The 18,046-nt window shown below is 44.2% G+C and carries 14 protein-coding genes; all 14 read right to left on the reverse strand.

The window, feature by feature from the left end:
• Positions 1–160: 160 nt before the first annotated feature.
• Complete coding sequence (locus H70737_RS20000; protein WP_052404363.1) at positions 161–1,831, reverse strand: extracellular solute-binding protein; 1,671 nt, start codon at positions 1,829–1,831, stop codon at positions 161–163.
• A complete protein-coding gene (locus tag H70737_RS20005; protein ID WP_042189992.1) occupies positions 1,828–3,231 on the reverse strand; it encodes a response regulator transcription factor in 1,404 nt (467 codons plus the stop codon). Before H70737_RS20005 ends, H70737_RS20000 begins: the two co-directional genes overlap by 4 nt.
• Complete coding sequence (locus tag H70737_RS20010) at positions 3,224–4,969, reverse strand: sensor histidine kinase (protein WP_042189994.1); 1,746 nt, start codon at positions 4,967–4,969, stop codon at positions 3,224–3,226. The genes H70737_RS20005 and H70737_RS20010 overlap by 8 nt, the downstream gene beginning before the upstream one ends.
• A gap of 141 nt (positions 4,970–5,110) precedes the next feature.
• Positions 5,111–6,946, reverse strand: coding sequence for a type 2 periplasmic-binding domain-containing protein (locus H70737_RS20015; protein ID WP_042189997.1), 1,836 nt, complete (start codon positions 6,944–6,946; stop codon positions 5,111–5,113).
• A gap of 92 nt (positions 6,947–7,038) precedes the next feature.
• Positions 7,039–7,935, reverse strand: coding sequence for a carbohydrate ABC transporter permease (locus H70737_RS20020; RefSeq protein WP_042190000.1), 897 nt, complete (start codon positions 7,933–7,935; stop codon positions 7,039–7,041).
• A 17-nt stretch (positions 7,936–7,952) separates the two neighbouring features.
• Positions 7,953–8,912, reverse strand: a complete 960-nt coding sequence (locus tag H70737_RS20025; protein WP_042190003.1) for an ABC transporter permease — start codon at positions 8,910–8,912, stop codon at positions 7,953–7,955.
• A gap of 291 nt (positions 8,913–9,203) precedes the next feature.
• Positions 9,204–10,742: an MDR family MFS transporter gene (locus H70737_RS20030; RefSeq protein WP_042190005.1), complete on the reverse strand. Its 1,539-nt coding sequence runs from the start codon at positions 10,740–10,742 to the stop codon at positions 9,204–9,206.
• A gap of 45 nt (positions 10,743–10,787) precedes the next feature.
• Positions 10,788–11,444 (reverse strand): hypothetical protein, encoded by a 657-nt coding sequence (locus tag H70737_RS29905; RefSeq protein WP_052404364.1) that lies wholly within the window; start codon positions 11,442–11,444, stop codon positions 10,788–10,790.
• Positions 11,441–12,124 carry a hypothetical protein gene (locus H70737_RS20040; protein ID WP_042190007.1) on the reverse strand — a complete coding sequence of 228 codons (684 nt, stop codon included), beginning with the start codon at positions 12,122–12,124 and terminating at the stop codon, positions 11,441–11,443. Before H70737_RS20040 ends, H70737_RS29905 begins: the two co-directional genes overlap by 4 nt.
• Before the next feature lie 11 nt (positions 12,125–12,135).
• Positions 12,136–12,780: a YhbD family protein gene (locus tag H70737_RS20045; RefSeq protein ID WP_042190010.1), complete on the reverse strand. Its 645-nt coding sequence runs from the start codon at positions 12,778–12,780 to the stop codon at positions 12,136–12,138.
• 332 nt (positions 12,781–13,112) lie between these two features.
• Complete coding sequence (locus tag H70737_RS20050; protein WP_197071233.1) at positions 13,113–14,960, reverse strand: fibronectin type III domain-containing protein; 1,848 nt, start codon at positions 14,958–14,960, stop codon at positions 13,113–13,115.
• A gap of 323 nt (positions 14,961–15,283) precedes the next feature.
• Positions 15,284–15,892 carry a 50S ribosomal protein L25 gene (locus H70737_RS20055; RefSeq protein WP_052404365.1) on the reverse strand — a complete coding sequence of 203 codons (609 nt, stop codon included), beginning with the start codon at positions 15,890–15,892 and terminating at the stop codon, positions 15,284–15,286.
• 210 nt (positions 15,893–16,102) lie between these two features.
• On the reverse strand, positions 16,103–17,068 hold the full coding sequence (locus tag H70737_RS20060; RefSeq protein ID WP_042190014.1) for an ABC transporter ATP-binding protein: 966 nt from the start codon (positions 17,066–17,068) through the stop codon (positions 16,103–16,105).
• A complete protein-coding gene (locus H70737_RS20065; protein WP_042190016.1) occupies positions 17,061–18,044 on the reverse strand; it encodes an ABC transporter ATP-binding protein in 984 nt (327 codons plus the stop codon). Before H70737_RS20065 ends, H70737_RS20060 begins: the two co-directional genes overlap by 8 nt.
• Positions 18,045–18,046: the final 2 nt, after the last annotated feature.

The raw sequence follows: 18,046 nt of genomic DNA on the forward strand, positions 1-18,046 counted from the left end.
GAGTAATATCGGTATTTGCCAACAAATCAGCGAAATTATAGGGAGAAATTCCCTAATTATCGATCTGTGCTCCCGTTTCCTTGGTGAGGACACTCCACTTTTCCACAATCAGTCCATTCACTCCGCTACTTTTAGAGAAAAAATCTATATCATCCCGTACTTACTTCACCTTTACAGTTTCAGCAACTTCTTTAGTAATCGCCTCCCCGCCGAGGCTCTTCCATTTCGCTACAAAAACATCAAAGTCACTAAGCGGTGAATCGCCCACAATGATATTCAAAAATGTCTCGCTCTCCAGATTTTGCAGCTCCGTCCACTTACTCTTCATTAGTTGGGTGTTTCCGTAAAATACTCCCCGCACTCCCTCAATTGCAGTTGAGGTTAAGACGGCAACTCCATATTTATATGCATTCGCTGCTTTCCAGCCTTCCAGATCTTTCTTTGGTTGTTCAGTGTCCTCCACCCATTGATCATAAATGAGACGGGTATCTGGATTTAATGTTTCCGGGTCTATTTTGCCATGTAAAGCTTGCTGGATATCTGCATAATGTTTCTCTATCGCATCCGAATAATCAATTAAAAGGTCAAACGGATAATAAGCACGCAGCTGAATTCCTGTTTGCGCAGAGAAATCATCCAGCTTCTTAACTTCCTCCGAATTAGGGTCTTGTCTTCTCTCAAGTCTTGTAAACACGTTCAACTGCTTCATAATCGCCTCTGGATGCTCGAAACCTTTACGCACAACAAGGTAACGGTCTGTTACCGGAGCCAAATGAGCAACAAATTTACCAGACTCATCAAGTGGAGCAGCATACGCTCTCCATTCTGCCTTCGTATCGAGAGCAACCGCCTCTGACAAAGGATAATACGGCATCCACCACGGGCCAAAGAACATGCCTGATTTCCCTGTAATAATAGGCTCTTGCGTTTCTTTATAAAGTGCAAAATTAGGGTCCAGCAACCCTCTTTTATACCAATCAGCCAGTTTGGCTAGCGCTTGTTTGGTCTCAGGTGCAATGGATCCATATACGATATTCCCAGCGTTATCCTTGATCCAATTGGTGGGAAAAGCATGCAATGCACTAAACACAGCATCCAGACCATTTACTAATGGCTTTGTCCCATAGATGATATTTTTGTAGCCGCTAAGTCCGACCGTATCTCTTTTGCCATTGCCATCGGGGTCCTTCTCAATAAAAGCCTTCGCTATGTTCTCAATATCTTCAAAGGTTTGCGGTGCCTGCAGCTCCAGTTTATCCAGCCAATCCTGACGCACCCAGAGCAGAACAGGCGAATCCGCATCAATGGCTACATTAGGCAATCCGTATAATTTGCCGTATCGAGAAGCATCGGATAATGCCTCACCCTGAGTAGAATTGTACATATCCTTAATTAAATCAGAGCCATATACATTGTAGGTCTCTGTAAGATCCTCTATCATGTCATTATCAATGAGTTTCTTCAATTGATCTCGATCAACAACCATCGCATCCGGCAAATCATTGCTATCGATCGCAAGCTGTGCTTTTTGATTAAAAGCATCTTCACCCTTCGCTTCCCAAGAGTGAACTACCTTGATATTCGTAATGCTCTCCAAATAACGGGTGATTGGATTGTTGTCGTTGCTGTCACCTGTATTTAGCCTGGAATCGGGAACCTTAAATCCTACACGAATCACGATCGGATCTTCGTATTTGCTATACGCTAAAGAAGCATCTTCGACCTCACCCTGAGGACTTCGAGTAGAATCTACTGTTTTGTTCTGGTCACGGCATGATGTAAGTCCGATCATCATTACAAGTAAGAGGATGGATCTATACAATCTCATCATTGGTCCTTCCCCTCCGCACGATATTCACTCGGGAGTTGACCAATACGTTCTTTGAACAGTCTACTGAAGTAACGGTCATCTTCAAAGCCAGACCTTGAAGCAATCTCACAGACGGGTAATGAAGTCTCCCGTAATAATGATTTAGCCAACTCAAGCCGCATTCCCCGTAAACATTCACCGAATGTCTCCCCGGCAAAACGAGCGAAACATTGACTGAAATAACCACGGCTCATATTAATTTCCGCCGCTACGTCGCTCTGATTGATTTTGTCACCTGCATGGCTCTTCATGTAACGAACTGCGCGAATAAGGCAAGACATCACCTCTTTAGTCAATCCTAGCTCGAGCATTCTCCTTCCCACATGATCAGAAAATCGGCGCAGCCAGGTCTTCCAATGGCACCAGTTCAAATTAAAAGAAATATCCCGTTCCAGTTGAACAGCATCCTCTGACTTCAAAAGTAAAGAACTCCAGCTTTGCAAAAGGGAATGGGCGAACGTTAGAAATCTATCTTGCCTTGGCTTCTGCAGGAGTATGTTCGTTACAAAATTCTCCCATTCGTTTCCATCAATCGTCCACTTGAGATTTTGAGCTTGCACGAATAGATCAGCTTCATCCGGTTTTAAATGGGGAACCGCTATTTCCTTCTTTAGTTCCTCATAATTCAGAAAGGTCAGTTCTTCAGCACTAGAATGATAAAATAGCATATGCCGAAGCTTCGTGGTGAGCTGCTCCTCCAATTCCTGTAGTGACTGATCTCTTAACCCACTGATGAGCGCGGTCTGCCATCTCCCAGAAAGCTGGTTCTTAAGCTCACGCTTCCCCTCCTCTTCCGAGAACCGGTGAAGCAAGGGCGACATCCACATCTCATGAAAGGTAATCAGCGGATTATTCTTCACGAAGGATAGGTGAAATAACTCTTCTTCATTACAGTGGCTGCTTAATGGTAAATAGAGCAGTGCCTTGTCTGCAGCTATCCTTTTACCTTCACCATGAACCAGTGCATCCCTTGTATTGTCCTCCCATTTGATGCGATCGACCAGGCGACGTATAGTCTCGTCCGCATTTTCCATCTCCAATAGAGTTTTGACAATATAATCAACGGCTCCTAAACGCATGGCCTCCTGCACATAGTCAAACTCATGATGGCAAGTAAGCACAACACAGCGAATACCTGCGAAACGCTGCCTTACTAGTTTAATTAGCTCGAACCCAGAAATGCCGGGCATGGTCAAATCTACAAATAACAGATCCACATCCTGTTGTTGAAGTAGCTCCAAGGCCGATTTGCCATCTCCCGCCTCACCGACAATCACAACCCCTAAGGATGACCAATCAATTAGAGATATGAAGCCTTTCCGCACAAGTCTCTCGTCATCAACCACTACAGCCTTAATCATCGAAGTCCTCCTTACCTTTCCTCGGAATCACGATAGATACAACCGTACCTTCCCCTAGCTTGCTGTACATCTCTAGCTTCATTTGTTCTTCATAGTAGGTTCTGAGCATCCGGTTCACGTACGAGAATCCGATTCCGAGCCCCCGTTTCTTGGCGCCATTCTCTGACAGCAGTTGATCTAACGTATCCGCATCCATTCCAGCCCCATTGTCTCTTACACACAGCTGAACTTCTCCTTCACCATGCTCTGTAATCAAGACGTCCACCCTGCCATTATCGCTTAGTCCATGATAAATCGAGTTCTCAACAAGAGGTTGAAGTAAGAATCTGGGGACAGCCACAGACAATACATCCTCATCAGCCTCCACGTTAAATTCGAATTCATAGTCATAACGGATGCGCTGCAGTTCCATATAATTTCGGATCGCTTCAATTTCCTCTCCAAGGGTAACAATGATGCTTTGCTTGCCCAGATTATAATGCAGCACCTTAACAAGAAGGGTAACCAGCTTGTCGATCTCCTTCTGACCGTTAAGCCTTGCCATCCACTGCACCGTGTTCAATGTATTATGCAAAAAATGAGGGTTAATCTGGCTAAGTAGCTTTTCAATCTCGAATTGGCTTTTCTGCTTCTCATTATGGGCTACCGCAACAATCAGCTCATTCACCTGTTTCTTCATCTGCTGGAAGTTACTGAGCACAAAATCAAACTCTTCCACATTCGTGTAGGCAACCGGAGAGGTAACATTTTCCGCCATTCGATTAATTTCAAGGTTAACCTTGCGCAAAGGACCATAAATCTTTTTCCAGATCATCAAAGCCAGAACTCCAGCAAAGAGTAGTGTCGAGAACGCGAGCAGGATCATTTTATAGAACCAAGAATAAATTTCACTGTTGAATTCGGACTTTTTAACTACTGCAATAAGCTTCCATCCCTGTGGGCTAGCGTATCGAAACAGATGATATCCGGTAAGTGTTTCATGTGATAGATTAGAGTTGCTTCCAGCAGCTTTGATAATTCCTTGAGGCAATTTACCATCAATGACATAAGTGCTAGAGCCCTGTTGATTCACAAGCAGGTGGTTAACCTTCATCCCGTAAGATTCCTGATTAAATATTTTGCGAAGCAGGCTATAATTCGTCTCTAAATAAATATATAGCTTATGCTCACCTGGTACGCGTACAATGCGCTGCTCTGAGAACACGAGATTATCGCCGACGGCATACATCGTAGAATGAGGTCCATAATAATCAGCTCCGTTATATCGCATAAAAGAAGGTAACGTACTGATATCGAAATTTCTGCGCGCACTCATATTCGTGAACAGAACCGGATCATCACTGCTTGGCATAATGTAGGCTGTAAGTCCAATGTAGGGATTCGTGAAATTAACGAGGTTGATCTTCTGGTTGATGGAGTTCATCATTTGCGATTTGCGATAAATTTGCTTTTCCTGAATAAATGAGGACATTTCTTCCACAATCTGACCATCCAGCGCAAACTGTTTAGAGGCAAAATCCATATTGTCGATGGCATTCTCCAAGCTAGAGGCTTCCTGTTTCAAGCTTGCACTTATACCATTGCCAATTTTCCCTGAAAGAATAGAGTAAATAGAGGTGTAGGTTACGAATCCTACTAAGAGAAGCGGAAGAAGTGTTCCGATAACTAGATAGATGAATAAGGTATTCCGTAAGGATTTGACAACTGGGGTATGATTACGCTTAAGTACTCTTACCATCCGAATGATCCTCTTCCTTCTTCCTGTAAGCGTTCTATATATATATCAATGTGAGAATACCACATTTATCCTTAATTGAATAGAATAGGGCAGAACAGCCTCCACGCCGCCCCGCCCTATTTGTATTTTTCTAATCACACCTTATTTCACGCTTTTACGAGCCTCGAACAATTCCTCTGCCTTTTTAATCGAGAAATCCATAACTTCGGCATAGCCGAGACCATTCACCTTATCATGCATTTCTTTATTCAATTTGTCATATTCCGCTTGATCTTTAGCAAAAACCATTTTCCAAGAAATTTGTTGAATGACCGTACCAATTTGTTTGTTCTTTTGCTCCAGTGTTTTGTCCATCATCAATGGTTCTTTTCCAGTGAAGCCTTGTGGTGCTACGGCCAATAGATTATTTTTCTCAAAATACTCCTTAGGCGTCAGAACGCCCATCTTCGCTCTCCAGTCACTATCAAGCTTAGACGGATTACGCTCTAGGGTTGTCGTCCATAGATTGTGATCGTATGGCTCTTTGTTGTCTGGATTCACCATCGCCGGAACTACAAAAGAGAAGTTCATTTGATTAGAGCCGTAATAGTAGTCACCACCACCATATTCTGCAGGCACTTGTGTATTCTGTTGATCGGCATAAGCCTTCCAACCAAAGTCAGTCACGACAGGTTTACCGCTTGCATCCATATCCCAGGTTAGACCTTTAGGTCCGTTAGGCACCGCTGTTCCGCTTCCTGCAGAGATCATTGCACCTTCCGGAGTATACATCCAGTTAATAAATTCCATAATTCTAGCAGGTTCTTTAGCTTTTGCACCGATTGCTATAATACCGTTACCACCGTATACATTGAAGCCAGTGGAATACATCAGCTCATCCTTGAACGGAACTAATGCAAAACCTTTACCTTCTGCTGTTCTTTCCGGTGTATTGTAGTTTGCTGCCCCTAGCCACGGGAACCAAGAGAACAACAGACGACCATCCTTGTATTTCGCTACAACATCGTCGAATTTTTGTGTCATAGAATCTGGATCCACCAGACCCATTTGGTTAGCTTCAAAATACAGTTTGAGCGACTTCATATACCAGCTGTCTTCGGATAAGAAGTCATAATATTTCTCTTCGTCTGCTTTAACATATACAGCGGTATCAGGAATTTCGTCATAGCCCATCATGTTGGCGAACTGTTTCGCCAGTGTCATTTTATAGTTGCCGTCCCAGTCAGACCACATCGAGAAAGCATAGGTTTTCTTTCCTTGCTCATTTTTGGGCTCAAGCTCTTGCATTTTTTTCAGCACGGGCAAATAATCTTCAATCTTTGAAATTTCAGGTGCTCCGATTTGTTGATAAAGATCCCATCGCAGGTCTGGCCCCCAAGTCATATCTCTCCCTTCAGAAGGTCCAGATGGATTAGAAGCTACGCTGTTTCCGATGCCAAAAACGGATGATCCACCACCAAAAGCAACCTTTGCTTTCTCAATCGCTTTTGGGAACGTACTCCCAATGTCTTTTCCGTATTTATCCAGAAGTCCGTCTTGTGTCCAGTCTAAAAGAAGCTTTCCTTTGATCGCATTTGGATAATGGTTCTTATCATCACCGAAAATAATGATATCTCCAAGATCACCCGATGCCATCATTGCAGAGATTTTGGTATCTCCACCTGTCAGGTTTGAAGCTACAATGTCCATCTCAATATTGAACTTATCTTTGATGATTTTGGCAAACCACCCGGTTTGTGGACCCGCATAGTTAGCTGTTGTAGAGAATACGGTCAGCTTCAGCGGCTTGGAATGATCAAGTGCTCCGTCATCCGGTGCTGCTGTTTCTTCCGCCGGCGCATTCGTTGCAGCGGAAGTAGGCTTCTCTGTGCTCGTGTTTTTACCCGAGTTAGCCGTATTATTCCCCCCGCCACATGCTGCCAGAACAAAGACCAGGATTACGGATAGCATGACAAGCGATGCTCTTCTTAGTCTCATTGCTTTATACCCTCCCTTTCGTATCTTCACATATAGTTCAGCTCTGCTCCTAGCAGAGGAAAACCCCATTTCGTTACCGATCCGGTAGCTCATTAGCCCTTAACCGCACCGATCATAATCCCTTTGACGAAAAAGCGCTGGAAGAATGGGTAAACGATTAGAATCGGCAATACGACGATCATCGTTACGGTCATCCGTACAGAGGTTGGAGTCTGCATATTCGCTACACTAGCGGCCATATCTGGTGAATTACGAATTAAAGCTGCGAGTGAGCTGGACTCGTTCAAATAACGCCATAACAAGAATTGGAGCGTAAAGTACTTCGTATCTGTCATCAGAAACGCCGTATCAATAAATGAGTTCCACTGATTCACTGCGGAAAAAATCGTAATCGTAGCCAAAATTGGCGTAGTAAGCGGTACAATAATGCTCCAGAACACCCGCATGTAACCAGCACCATCCATAGACGCTGACTCCTCAAGGGATGGAGGAATGGCCTCAACGAAGGTTTTGACCAGAATGATATTGAATGGCGTAATAATCGTAGGCAAAATATAAGCCAGATAATTATTGGTCAGATGCAAATTGTGCATTGTAATATACCAAGGGATCAGACCTGCGCTAAAATACATCGTAACCACGACACTCCGGTACCAAATACTCCGGCCCCACATTTCCTTTTTGGTGAACAAATATCCTAAAAAAGCTGAAGACCCCACAGTAAGCAACGTCCCGACAACCGTTCTATACACGGAGACTGTTGCCGCATGTCCTAGACCACTGATTCTTAGCACCTTACTATAGTTATCAAAATGGATCTGTCTTGGATAAAATTTGATATCCCCCGCTGCGCTAAGATCATTCGAGCTAATCGTATTGATGAACAAATAATAGAATGGGTAGATGCATGACAGGGTGAACAATCCAAAGAGCGTATAGATCATAATCTGGAAGATAAGTTCTCCAGCCGTTAGTTTTTTCTTTCTCAAGTGGGATCACCCCTGACTTAAATGATAGATTCGTCACGCACCATCTTAGACAACGTGTTCGCTGCGAATAGTAGAATTACACTGACAACCGATTTCAACATGCTGACGGCCGTGGCAAAAGGAAAGTTGTTCGCGAAGGCGATGTTGTATACATAAAGATCCAGCACCTCAATAGAATCCTTATTCATCGCATTTTGAAAGGCAAAGTACTGCTCCATCCCGTTATTGACTAGATTACCTATGGAGAGCAGAAGCAGTACAAAAAAGGTTGGAATCAGACCTGGAATGGTGATATGCCAAATTTTGCGGAACCGACTTGCACCATCCACCTCAACAGCTTCGTACAATTCCTGATCAATGCCTGCGATTGCAGCAAGATAGAGAATGGCACCCCAGCCTAACGATTTCCACCAGTACCAAACGATCATCGTGACCCAAATATTTGAGCTGGAGGCTAAGAAGTTATACCCTTCATCTACCACTCCAAGCTGCACTAAAATGTGAGTGATGACACCGTTATCTACAGAGAACAACGAGAATGCCAATGCATATACCAGAATCCAGCTGATAAAGTTTGGAATCGTGGTTAGTGTCTGCACCAACTTGCGATACCAGCCTGACTTAATCTCAGTCAACATAATGGCAAAGATCACTGGAAAGATGGATGTAATTAATCCGAGTGAACTCATGGCAAGCGTGTTCTTCAGCACCCGCAGAACCTCTGCGGTCTGCGTCGGATTAGATACAATCGTCTTGAACCATTTCAAACCAACGTAAGGCGTGTCTGACAACGGTATTCCGGGAATGAAATCATAAAAGGCATAAATCCATCCGCTGATCGGCAGATAATAGAAAATAAAGGTGACAACAAGAAATGGAAAAGCCATGAAGAACAACTTATGTTTGTTCTTCATCTTCCAGCGGGATCGATGAACCGGATCGACGCTGGGAAGCAGTTCGCCAGCAGGTACCCCCATATCGGAATCTCCTATACCCAGATTTTGATTACGTTTTCAGAGTATCAGAATCTTAGCTTCTGGCGAGATAGAGAGCAGAACGTCTTATCAGGGAAACCGTCAGATACTTGTGAACCAAATTCGCAGTACAATCGACCATTTTCTACCTGTTTGTGGGACTAGAGATGGAGGGCATATATGACTTTAGACAAAAAACGACCACCACTTAGGAAGTACCCGAAGTGGTGGTCATTTTTTTATATGTCTATTTTCACTGAAACATAACCAAACGAATATTATCTAGACTACATGTTAATGCCCAGACGCTTGAACATCCCCCTCCGCAGAGGCATCCATCTTCTGACGTCCCATATAGAACGAAGCCAATAACGCTAAAGCTGCAGGAATCACCGCCCAAGCAAAGGTGTTTACTATGGAAGAAGATAACCCAGCTGTAATCTTACTCAGAATTTCAGGTGGAATGAGCGCCCTAGTCTCAGGTGAGAGCAAAGCATGCGGATCTTTAAAATCCATAGCTCCCGCCGGAGCCGCTCCTCCACCATTAGCCGAGAGTAGCTTGGTAAGACTGCCTGAGAAATAGTGACTTTGAATGATACCGAAGGTGGTAATGCCTATGGTCATGCCCATTGAACGAATGAAATTCAGCGTTGCGCTGGCAGAGCCACGTTGCTGTGCCGTCAATCCATGAATAGATGCCGTACTTAGCACTGAGAATGAAGCACCAATCCCTAGCCCAATTAAAATCATATATAAAGTAACAAGCAGTCGTGAAGCCTCCGGCGTGAGTGTCGCTACAAGTCCAGTACCGATCACCAAAAGTGCGAATGTAGGAATCAGCAGGCTGCGGTAACTGGTTTTTGACATCAGAAATCCGCCCATTGTAGCTGTAACCACTGAGCCAACCATCATTGGCAGCAATACAAGTCCTGAATTTGTAGCTGATCCGCCCAATACCCCTTGAATAAAGATCGGAATATACACAGAAGCCACAATAAAGGCTGCACCGCTAAATAGTGCACAGATAATGCTCACCGCGTATAATCTTTTTTTAAACAAAGCAAAGGAAATAATCGGTTCTTTCGCTCTAGTCTCTACAACAAGAAACACTGCTGCAAGGATGGCAAAGGCTGCAAATAAACCAAGAATCATGGAAGAATTCCAAGCATACTCTTTCCCGCCTAGCTCCAGCGCAAACATTAAGCAAATGACTGAACCAAGCAGCGTACCCGCTCCCAACCAGTCAATGGGCTGTTTAGAATGCTCATGCGATTCTTTATAAAAGAATACGACCATCGCAAAAGCCAACAGTCCAAGGGGTAAGTTAATGTAAAATATCCACTGCCAAGCAATATGATCGGTAATATACGCACCCAGTAATGGACCAAATATACTCGACAACCCAAATACTGCTCCGAATGCCCCGCCGAGCTTGCCCCGCGTCTCCAGCGGAACAGCATCGAACATGATGGCAAAAGCGATTGGCACCAGCGCCCCGCCACCAATGCCCTGAATGGCCCGGTACGCAGCTAACTGAGTTATTGTATCAGCCGTTCCACAGAGAGCCGAACCCGCCATGAATACGATAATTCCAAAAATAAAAAACTTCTTACGACCATACATATCAGACAGCTTGCCGAAAATGGGCATACCCGCCATCTCGGCTACGAGATAGGCTGATGTCACCCAGACAAATTTGTCCATTCCGCCAAGCTCCCCAACAATATTACCCATTGCAGTTGCAACGATGGTGCTGTCCATGGAGGCCATAAGAATTCCTAATAGGAGACCTGCGATAACAATACCCAGATTGGGCGATTTGGCAGCACTCATATGTTCCACTCCTCTTTTTCTCAAAAAATAACTATAATATTGTCTTTATATCTTCACTTGATGCTTCACTGTTGCGTGCTTATGAACTTCTAGTGTATCGCGGAATTCCACCGTTTCTATTTCACAATCCGGACCAATGATTACACGTTCTCCCCTCACCATACTAGCCTTTGTATTGACCAGATCAATAGCATCGCCTTCGATTAGCCCCGCTTCAAACAGTATTTTCGAAGTTGGCTTCATCATATGCAGCAGTCTCCCCGTTTTACTCTTCTTAATGGTTAAGATACTGCCCCCAACCTCCTTCGCACTACTTGGACCAAACAATTTAATCTCCAAATGCTCAGCGCTAAGTAATCCAGCTACGCTTAAGGCACCGGAAATTTGCAATTTTTCCCCTTCACAATCACCCTTCACATCCAAATTTCCGTAGAGATGAAGCTCATCGATTTTTACGGAGGCTGCTTTTATTTCACCCTGTCCACGTAAGGAATCCCCTTCAAGATTACCCTCGAGTGCAATTTCGCCAGTGATTTTCATTTGCTTCATATGCAGATTTCCAGCTATATTTGCATTTCCAGTCAGATTCATCTTTTCGCAATTCACATCTCCAGCGAATTTGCATTCTCCAGTGATCTTAACATCTTTAAAAGAACCACCGGCTGAAGATGTTGTTCCAATTATTTTCAGATTATCATTCACAGGGCCTTCTCCACCTTTCCAACCTTAGCCTCTGGATGCACTGTAATTTGTTCGCGATACTCTACCCGTCCGAGTGTACAGCCTGGGCCAATAATGACAATATTTCCTCTGATGATATCCGCAGTTGTATATTCTACATCTATAAAATCTCCCTCGATTGTTCGAGCACATAGCTCAGGCCGAAGTTTAGGGATGATTCCGCTAAACATCTTACTCCAAAACCCATTATTCACTTGCCGTATCACGAGGCTTTCCACACCAATTTCATTAGCCTTCCCTTGACTCTGCAGTTTGAAATCCACATGACCGGCACTTAGTAAACCACCAACACTAAAGCTACCTTCACCTACAAAATCCTCAAGTTCACAATCCCCTTTGACACTCACCATTCCGTTAAGGGTACAGCTTTCACCTCGAAAACTCTTACCTACATTAAGAACCCCATCCACCTTTAGGGTGCCAAAACGCATATTACCCATCACTTTGATGACCCCGTTGCATTCTGCTTCTTCTGCTGCGAGATCATCATTCAAATTCATATGCCCATTTCCTTTAAACATTCGCGCCACAATCGGTCCGACTACTTTACCTACACCATCCATGTTTACGTTGTTGTAAGTACCTCCGGCCCCACCACTAACCCCGTTTATTATCAAATCAGGCAGCTGATGTTTGTCCATTACTCTTCCTCCTATTCAACAAGCTTGTAGGCAAGCTTACCTTTCAATTGTTCGATCAAATCTGAATATGTCATTTTACTGACTAATCTAACCCCTTCATCAAACCATAACTCCGCAGGTGCTTGTGCCAGAATGAAGGATGAAACCCCCATTTTCCGGACAAAAAACAACTCCCAGCTTCCACTCTCGAGCCTTGAAACTTTCTCCTGCAAAGTGCGAAACAGAAGCTCCGCCTCCTCCATACTCATTTCCCCAGCACTAAGCAGGCGGTCTACGGCGAATAAATGAACGAGCTCCTCAAAAGTATATTTACTTTCATCACCGAGACTTTCTCCAAATTTCCTCAGCGTTGTTGTCGAAACAATGTTACGTTCTATAATTTCCTTAGCAGTTACACTCACCTTCTCAAAGGATGCCTTATCCGATAGCTTATCAGCCATTTCATCCAAAGAAAGCCCATCTTTCATATTCACAATGTTGTGAATTCGCGACAAGATCATCTCTTTAGGAAAAAAAGTCTCTTGTCCAGTAAAGGTAGATTTGCGAATAAACCATTCCTCGGGGATTAACTGCTTCCTTTTCCAGCGATACAATTGCCCATATGAAATACCGGTTAAATCCAGCAGTTGCTTCTTCGAAATCAAATCATCTTCCATTTCGATCACTCCTCGAAAACATCGTAACATAACACTGTTACGTTGTAAATAAAACACTCCCCCTTAAATCTCCTACTGAAACAAATCATTGCATTAAAGTTTCCCTCCAAGATTTTACGGCATAAAAAAAGAGCGTACCTCCGTCTAGAGGAGGATCTTCGCTCTTTTACCCGCACTGTATTCTTTGATTTAAGCTAGGCTGTTGCTTCACTCTTCATTTAAAACAAAGAAAAGAAAGCCCTCCCGAGCCAATACTATGGCATCTGGGACAGCCTTCTTTATTTTACTTGCTCTATCTACGAATTTTATTGTTCAAGTCTTTCATAATCTCACTACTGAACAAAAGTATAATGAGCTGAATCATATTGTGGGCCGGATTTCTCGTAAGTGAACCAGTACTCAATGCTGCTGCCAGCACTTAACCCACTCACAGTCTGTTTCCATGTACCTGAGCTGTTGGTCATCCGGTAATTAAGCTGTGGCCCCCCGTTAACCTTATAATGCACATCTACATAAAGAGCACTGGTTACAGGTGTAATATAAATGCTCGCTTCTGTTGAAGAAAGTCTCGTTACCCCTGCTGTAAAGTCAGCCGTCACATGATCACCGCCTCCGCTGCCTCCAGTGGGATTAGTAGTAACTGTTGCGGTATTACTAGCGGATGATAAATTACCTGCTGCGTCCGTAGCTTTTACTGTAAACGTATAGGCTGTGCTCGGAGTAAGTCCACTAACAGTTGCTGTAGTTCCCGCCACAGAGGCTACCTGCTGTGTTCCGCGATAAACGAGATATCCCGTTACACCAACATTATCAGTTGAAGCAAACCAGCTCAGGTTAACTGCTGTATCCGTCTTGCTGGTTACTGTCAGATTAGCAGGTGTAGTAGGTGCTATCGTGTCTCCAGTATTACCACCACCCGTCAAGTATTGCCCGGTGAATGGGTTAAATCGATGCAGGGATAGAATTAACCAACCCGTGCTGGACACGCAGTTTTGCTGCGCCATCACCCAATAGCTGTTGCTGGTCCCTTTCAGTGAGTACGGGATTCCCCCAAGCGAAGCGCCGCTTGTGCCTTGTTTTTTAATAATTTCAGTGTTAATGGCATCCGCTTTGGATACATTGCCTTGCATAAAGTAGGCGAGCGACATGAATGCGCTTCCTTCAAACCATACATCAGCACCCGTGTTACCGATTTGATTCCCGTTATCGTCATATGCGGGTAAAACTTCATCCGTCCAGTCAAAATCATAGCCGGTCAGCGTATTCCCAGCATCATTGTAAGTAAGCGTCTGCTTGTAACGCGGATTTGCAAGGGTCCCCGGGGTGCCGGAGGCATTTTCAACATAGGCTAAGCTTGCTCCATAGTTATGCGTTCCAGATACTCCTAAAGCCAGTACTCCCCATGGATTCACATCTAAAGGAATTTTAGGATCAATCAGATTCGTATCGTTTTTCCAGCCTCCCTTGAAGCGTTTGACACTGTCATCCCACACATAATTATCCAGGAAGGTTTTGACTCCAGTAGCTGCGCTATTGTATGTGGCAGCCTTTGAGGAATCCACTGAAGCATAATACTGTAGCACCCGGTAAATATCGATATTGTGCTCGGTTGAGCTCCAAGGCTCATCGGAGTTACTCCAAGCACTCCATCCTCCTGCGATACTGCCATTTGCTTTTTTATACTGTAAGCTCCAATCGAGCGCTTTGAGCGCCATCGGACGATATCGCGTGTCATTATATTGCTTTTCATAAGCCATAGCTGCCATTGCCATCCATACAACCGGCCCCACATGTTTACGAATTTCTTCTCCGAAGCCATTGTTATACCAATAAGAATTCAGCCAGAAACCTGAAGGGTCCTGAATGTCTCGCATTTTGTTCAACACTTGCTCTGCCCGTGTCCGTTCACCTTTTACAATAAAGGCAATAGCTGCAACAGCTTGATCATACGTATATACAATCTGTTTGGGGTTGTTAGGTCCCCAGAAATCCTCAAAGCTATCTACCAAGCCTTCAAAAGCATATCCCACCGTTGCATCCTGCTGGGCCTTCAGCCAAACTAAAGCACGATTTGAAGCATCACTTGTGGCATCTGCACTCGCTTTTCCACCAAAAGGTAGAGCTACCCCAAGCACCAACAGACTTGTCATTAAGATCGAAAACAGCTTCCTCATCTTCATAACTTTCCTCCTCATAATCATGATGAACTGGGTAATGAGAGATCTTTGAAGCATAATACTAAAGCGTTTTCAAACAGCGACAACAGGAACTTTTGAATTCTTTACCATGGTAATTGTCCTCATTTTCAGCCTTCGCGGCCTATTCGTCAACGATTTTCTGTAAAATTTTAACTAAATGAGGCGAAACAACCATAAATCCCATTTAAGAAACTATACGAAAGACCGCACTTATTTTATTAATTCGTGTTTACGAAGACAAAACAAAAAGAGCAGAAAGCTCCTATGGTAGGAATCTATCTGCTCTTTATGATTTATTCACTATTCTATTCAGCTTTATCTTCACCAGAAGCTTCGACTGCAGCTGGTTCAGCAGCATCTTCATCGGTTGGTTCTTGAGCAGCTGGAGGCGCAATTCGGACAATCAAAGTGTCCTCAGGCGTCAATACTTCCCAGCCTTCATGCTTCGGAAGATCAGACACCAGCAATTGATCACCAATATCTAGTCCACTGAGATCCACCTCAAAGGATGCCGTTAATTTATCTGGAAGTGTGCGAATATCCAGCTCATGCAATTCAATTTGCTGCACGCCGCCACTCTTCACACCTACTGGATCACCTGTAAAGTGGAATGCCACTTTTGTATCCAATTTAGCCTTCATATCAATTTGTTGAAAATCAATATGCAGCAGTTGTTTGGATACTGGCTGGCGCTGGATTTCTTGGATGACAACGTTCTTTTTACCCGAGTCTGGTAATTCCAAGGTTAATACTGCCCGAGGGTTATTAGCCAAAATCCCGGTAATTGTCTTAGCATCCGCTGTAAAGGACTGGCTATCTGAACCTGCACCGTACACGACTACCGGTACAAAGCCTTTTCTGCGCTGTGAAGAAGTCGAGCCGGATCTTTCTGTCAAACGTACTGTTGTATTCACGATGATTCCTCCTAAGTAGGGATTTTATACTAGACCGATTAGATATGTACGTCTAACCTAACCACTCTCTATTACCCCATTAACCTGGCTTCGAAACCCTCTAAGACTTTTTGTGCTCAGGCAAAAATAAGGTCAAATTGTATTATTATACAATTCAACATTAATTATTCAAGACTTAGGAGCGAATCGTCATTATATCTTTGACAGCTATCAGACCAAATGACAAGCTACAAAGTGGTTATTGCCAGCATCCCGGAATTCCGGAATTTCAGATCTGCAAACCTCTTGAGCATAGGGACACCGTGTATGGAATTTACAGCCAGAAGGAGGGTTCACCGGACTTGGAATATCCCCCTTAAGGACAATTCTTTCCCTTTTCAGCTTGGGAATAGGTATTGGAACAGCTGATAGCAATGCCTTGGTATACGGGTGAAGCGGATTCTTAAATAATTCATCTCTAGAAGCCGTCTCCATCATAGATCCCAGATACATAACACCGATTCTTGAACATAAATGCTCAACCACACTCAAATCATGGGAGATAAACAAATAGGTGAGCCCACGGCTCTGCTGCAGCTTACTAAATAAATTAATAATCTGTGCTTGGATGGACACATCCAAGGCCGAGACTGGCTCGTCTGCAATGATTAGCTCAGGATTCAGCACAAGCGCACGCGCGATTCCGATCCGTTGTCGCTGTCCTCCTGAGAATTCATGCGGAAAGCGATCAATATGATAAGAGGATAAACCACATGCCTCAAGCGCCTCAAGCACCCGATCACGAACCTCTGATTTTGAGCATAAGCCATGATCCAGTAAAGCTTCTCCGATAGCATCTCCTATGCGGACCCGAGGGTTAAGTGAGCTATACGGGTCTTGAAAGATTAGCTGCATTTGGGGTCTGATATTTCGCAATTCAGCGGGAGACAAAGAATGAATGTCTATCCCTTTGAATTTGATCTCGCCTGCCGTTTTATCCGTTAGCCGTAAAATCGTCCGTCCGACCGTACTCTTTCCGCTCCCGGATTCTCCTACAAGCCCAAACGTCTCCCCTGGCTGAAGCGTGATGCTAATATCATCAACAGCCTTTACATGCCCAACCGTCCGGTTAAGCAATCCCTTAGTGACAGGGAAATATTTCTTCAGATGATTGACCTCAAGCAGTGCCTCAGGCATGAACAACCGCCTCCTCATACAACCAGCAAGCTACCTTTTGTCTGCTGGCCACTTCTTTAAGCTGGGGCTGCTGGCTGACACATACAGGCATGCAATGCTCACAGCGGTCATGAAAATAACAAGAGGGTACCAGCTCTAGCGGATTTGGCACTTGACCTGGTATGGAATACAGCTCATCCTGCCGCTGATTGATAACTGGCTTCGATTTGAGCAGCCCTTTCGTATAAGGGTGTTTGGGATTGTTGAACAATTCAACAACCTCCCCCTCCTCCACAATCTTTCCGGAGTACATAACAATCACGTAATCAGCCATCTCCGCGACTACACCCAGATCATGGGTGATTAATAGAATAGACATGCCGGAGTTGTCTTTAATTTCACGAAGCATATCCAGAATTTGTGCTTGAATCGTTACATCCAGCGCCGTTGTCGGTTCATCTGCAATCAATAACTTTGGACTGCATGCGATAGCAATAGCGATCATTATCCGCTGCAGCATCCCTCCACTTAATTCATGTGGATAACTATCAGCAATTTGCTCAGGTCGTGATATGCCTACCTGTTTTATTAGTTCAATCGCCCGGATACGCGCCTGCTTCTTATTCATCTTCAAATGCACGATCAACGGCTCCATAATTTGTTCACCGATCTTGATTACAGGATTAAGAGAGGACATGGGCTCCTGGAATATCATCGCGATCTCGTTGCCACGGATGGCTCGCAGTGTGTTTTTGTCCATTTGCAACAAATCTTCACCCTGAAAATCAATTTTGCCATGGGTTACCTTGCCCCCTGGCTCTTCAACAAGACCCATGATGGACATCGCAGTTACACTTTTGCCGCAGCCCGATTCTCCGACGATACAGACCGTCTCTCCTTCACGGACACGGAAGCTTACATCATCAACGGCTTTCACTTTTCCTTCTTCCGTGAAGAAGTATGTACTTAGACCGTCTATATTCATTAAATCACTCATGT

Source organism: Paenibacillus sp. FSL H7-0737, assembly GCF_000758545.1.
Taxonomy (GTDB): domain Bacteria; phylum Bacillota; class Bacilli; order Paenibacillales; family Paenibacillaceae; genus Paenibacillus_AQ.

Excerpts from the sequence above, each read along its gene's own strand:
- H70737_RS20025 (WP_042190003.1), bottom strand. The coding sequence starts at position 8,912 with ATGGGGGTACCTGCTGGCGAACTGCTTCCCAGCGTCGATCCGGTTCAT.
- H70737_RS20015 (WP_042189997.1), bottom strand. The coding sequence starts at position 6,946 with ATGAGACTAAGAAGAGCATCGCTTGTCATGCTATCCGTAATCCTGGTC.
- H70737_RS20040 (WP_042190007.1), bottom strand. The coding sequence starts at position 12,124 with ATGGACAAACATCAGCTGCCTGATTTGATAATAAACGGGGTTAGTGGT.
- H70737_RS20030 (WP_042190005.1), bottom strand. The coding sequence starts at position 10,742 with ATGAGTGCTGCCAAATCGCCCAATCTGGGTATTGTTATCGCAGGTCTC.
- H70737_RS20060 (WP_042190014.1), bottom strand. The coding sequence starts at position 17,068 with ATGCCTGAGGCACTGCTTGAGGTCAATCATCTGAAGAAATATTTCCCT.
- H70737_RS20045 (WP_042190010.1), bottom strand. The coding sequence starts at position 12,780 with ATGGAAGATGATTTGATTTCGAAGAAGCAACTGCTGGATTTAACCGGT.
- H70737_RS20010 (WP_042189994.1), bottom strand. The coding sequence starts at position 4,969 with ATGGTAAGAGTACTTAAGCGTAATCATACCCCAGTTGTCAAATCCTTA.
- H70737_RS20065 (WP_042190016.1), bottom strand. The coding sequence starts at position 18,044 with ATGAGTGATTTAATGAATATAGACGGTCTAAGTACATACTTCTTCACG.
- H70737_RS20005 (WP_042189992.1), bottom strand. The coding sequence starts at position 3,231 with ATGATTAAGGCTGTAGTGGTTGATGACGAGAGACTTGTGCGGAAAGGC.
- H70737_RS20050 (WP_197071233.1), bottom strand. The coding sequence starts at position 14,960 with ATGAAGATGAGGAAGCTGTTTTCGATCTTAATGACAAGTCTGTTGGTG.
- H70737_RS20000 (WP_052404363.1), bottom strand. The coding sequence starts at position 1,831 with ATGATGAGATTGTATAGATCCATCCTCTTACTTGTAATGATGATCGGA.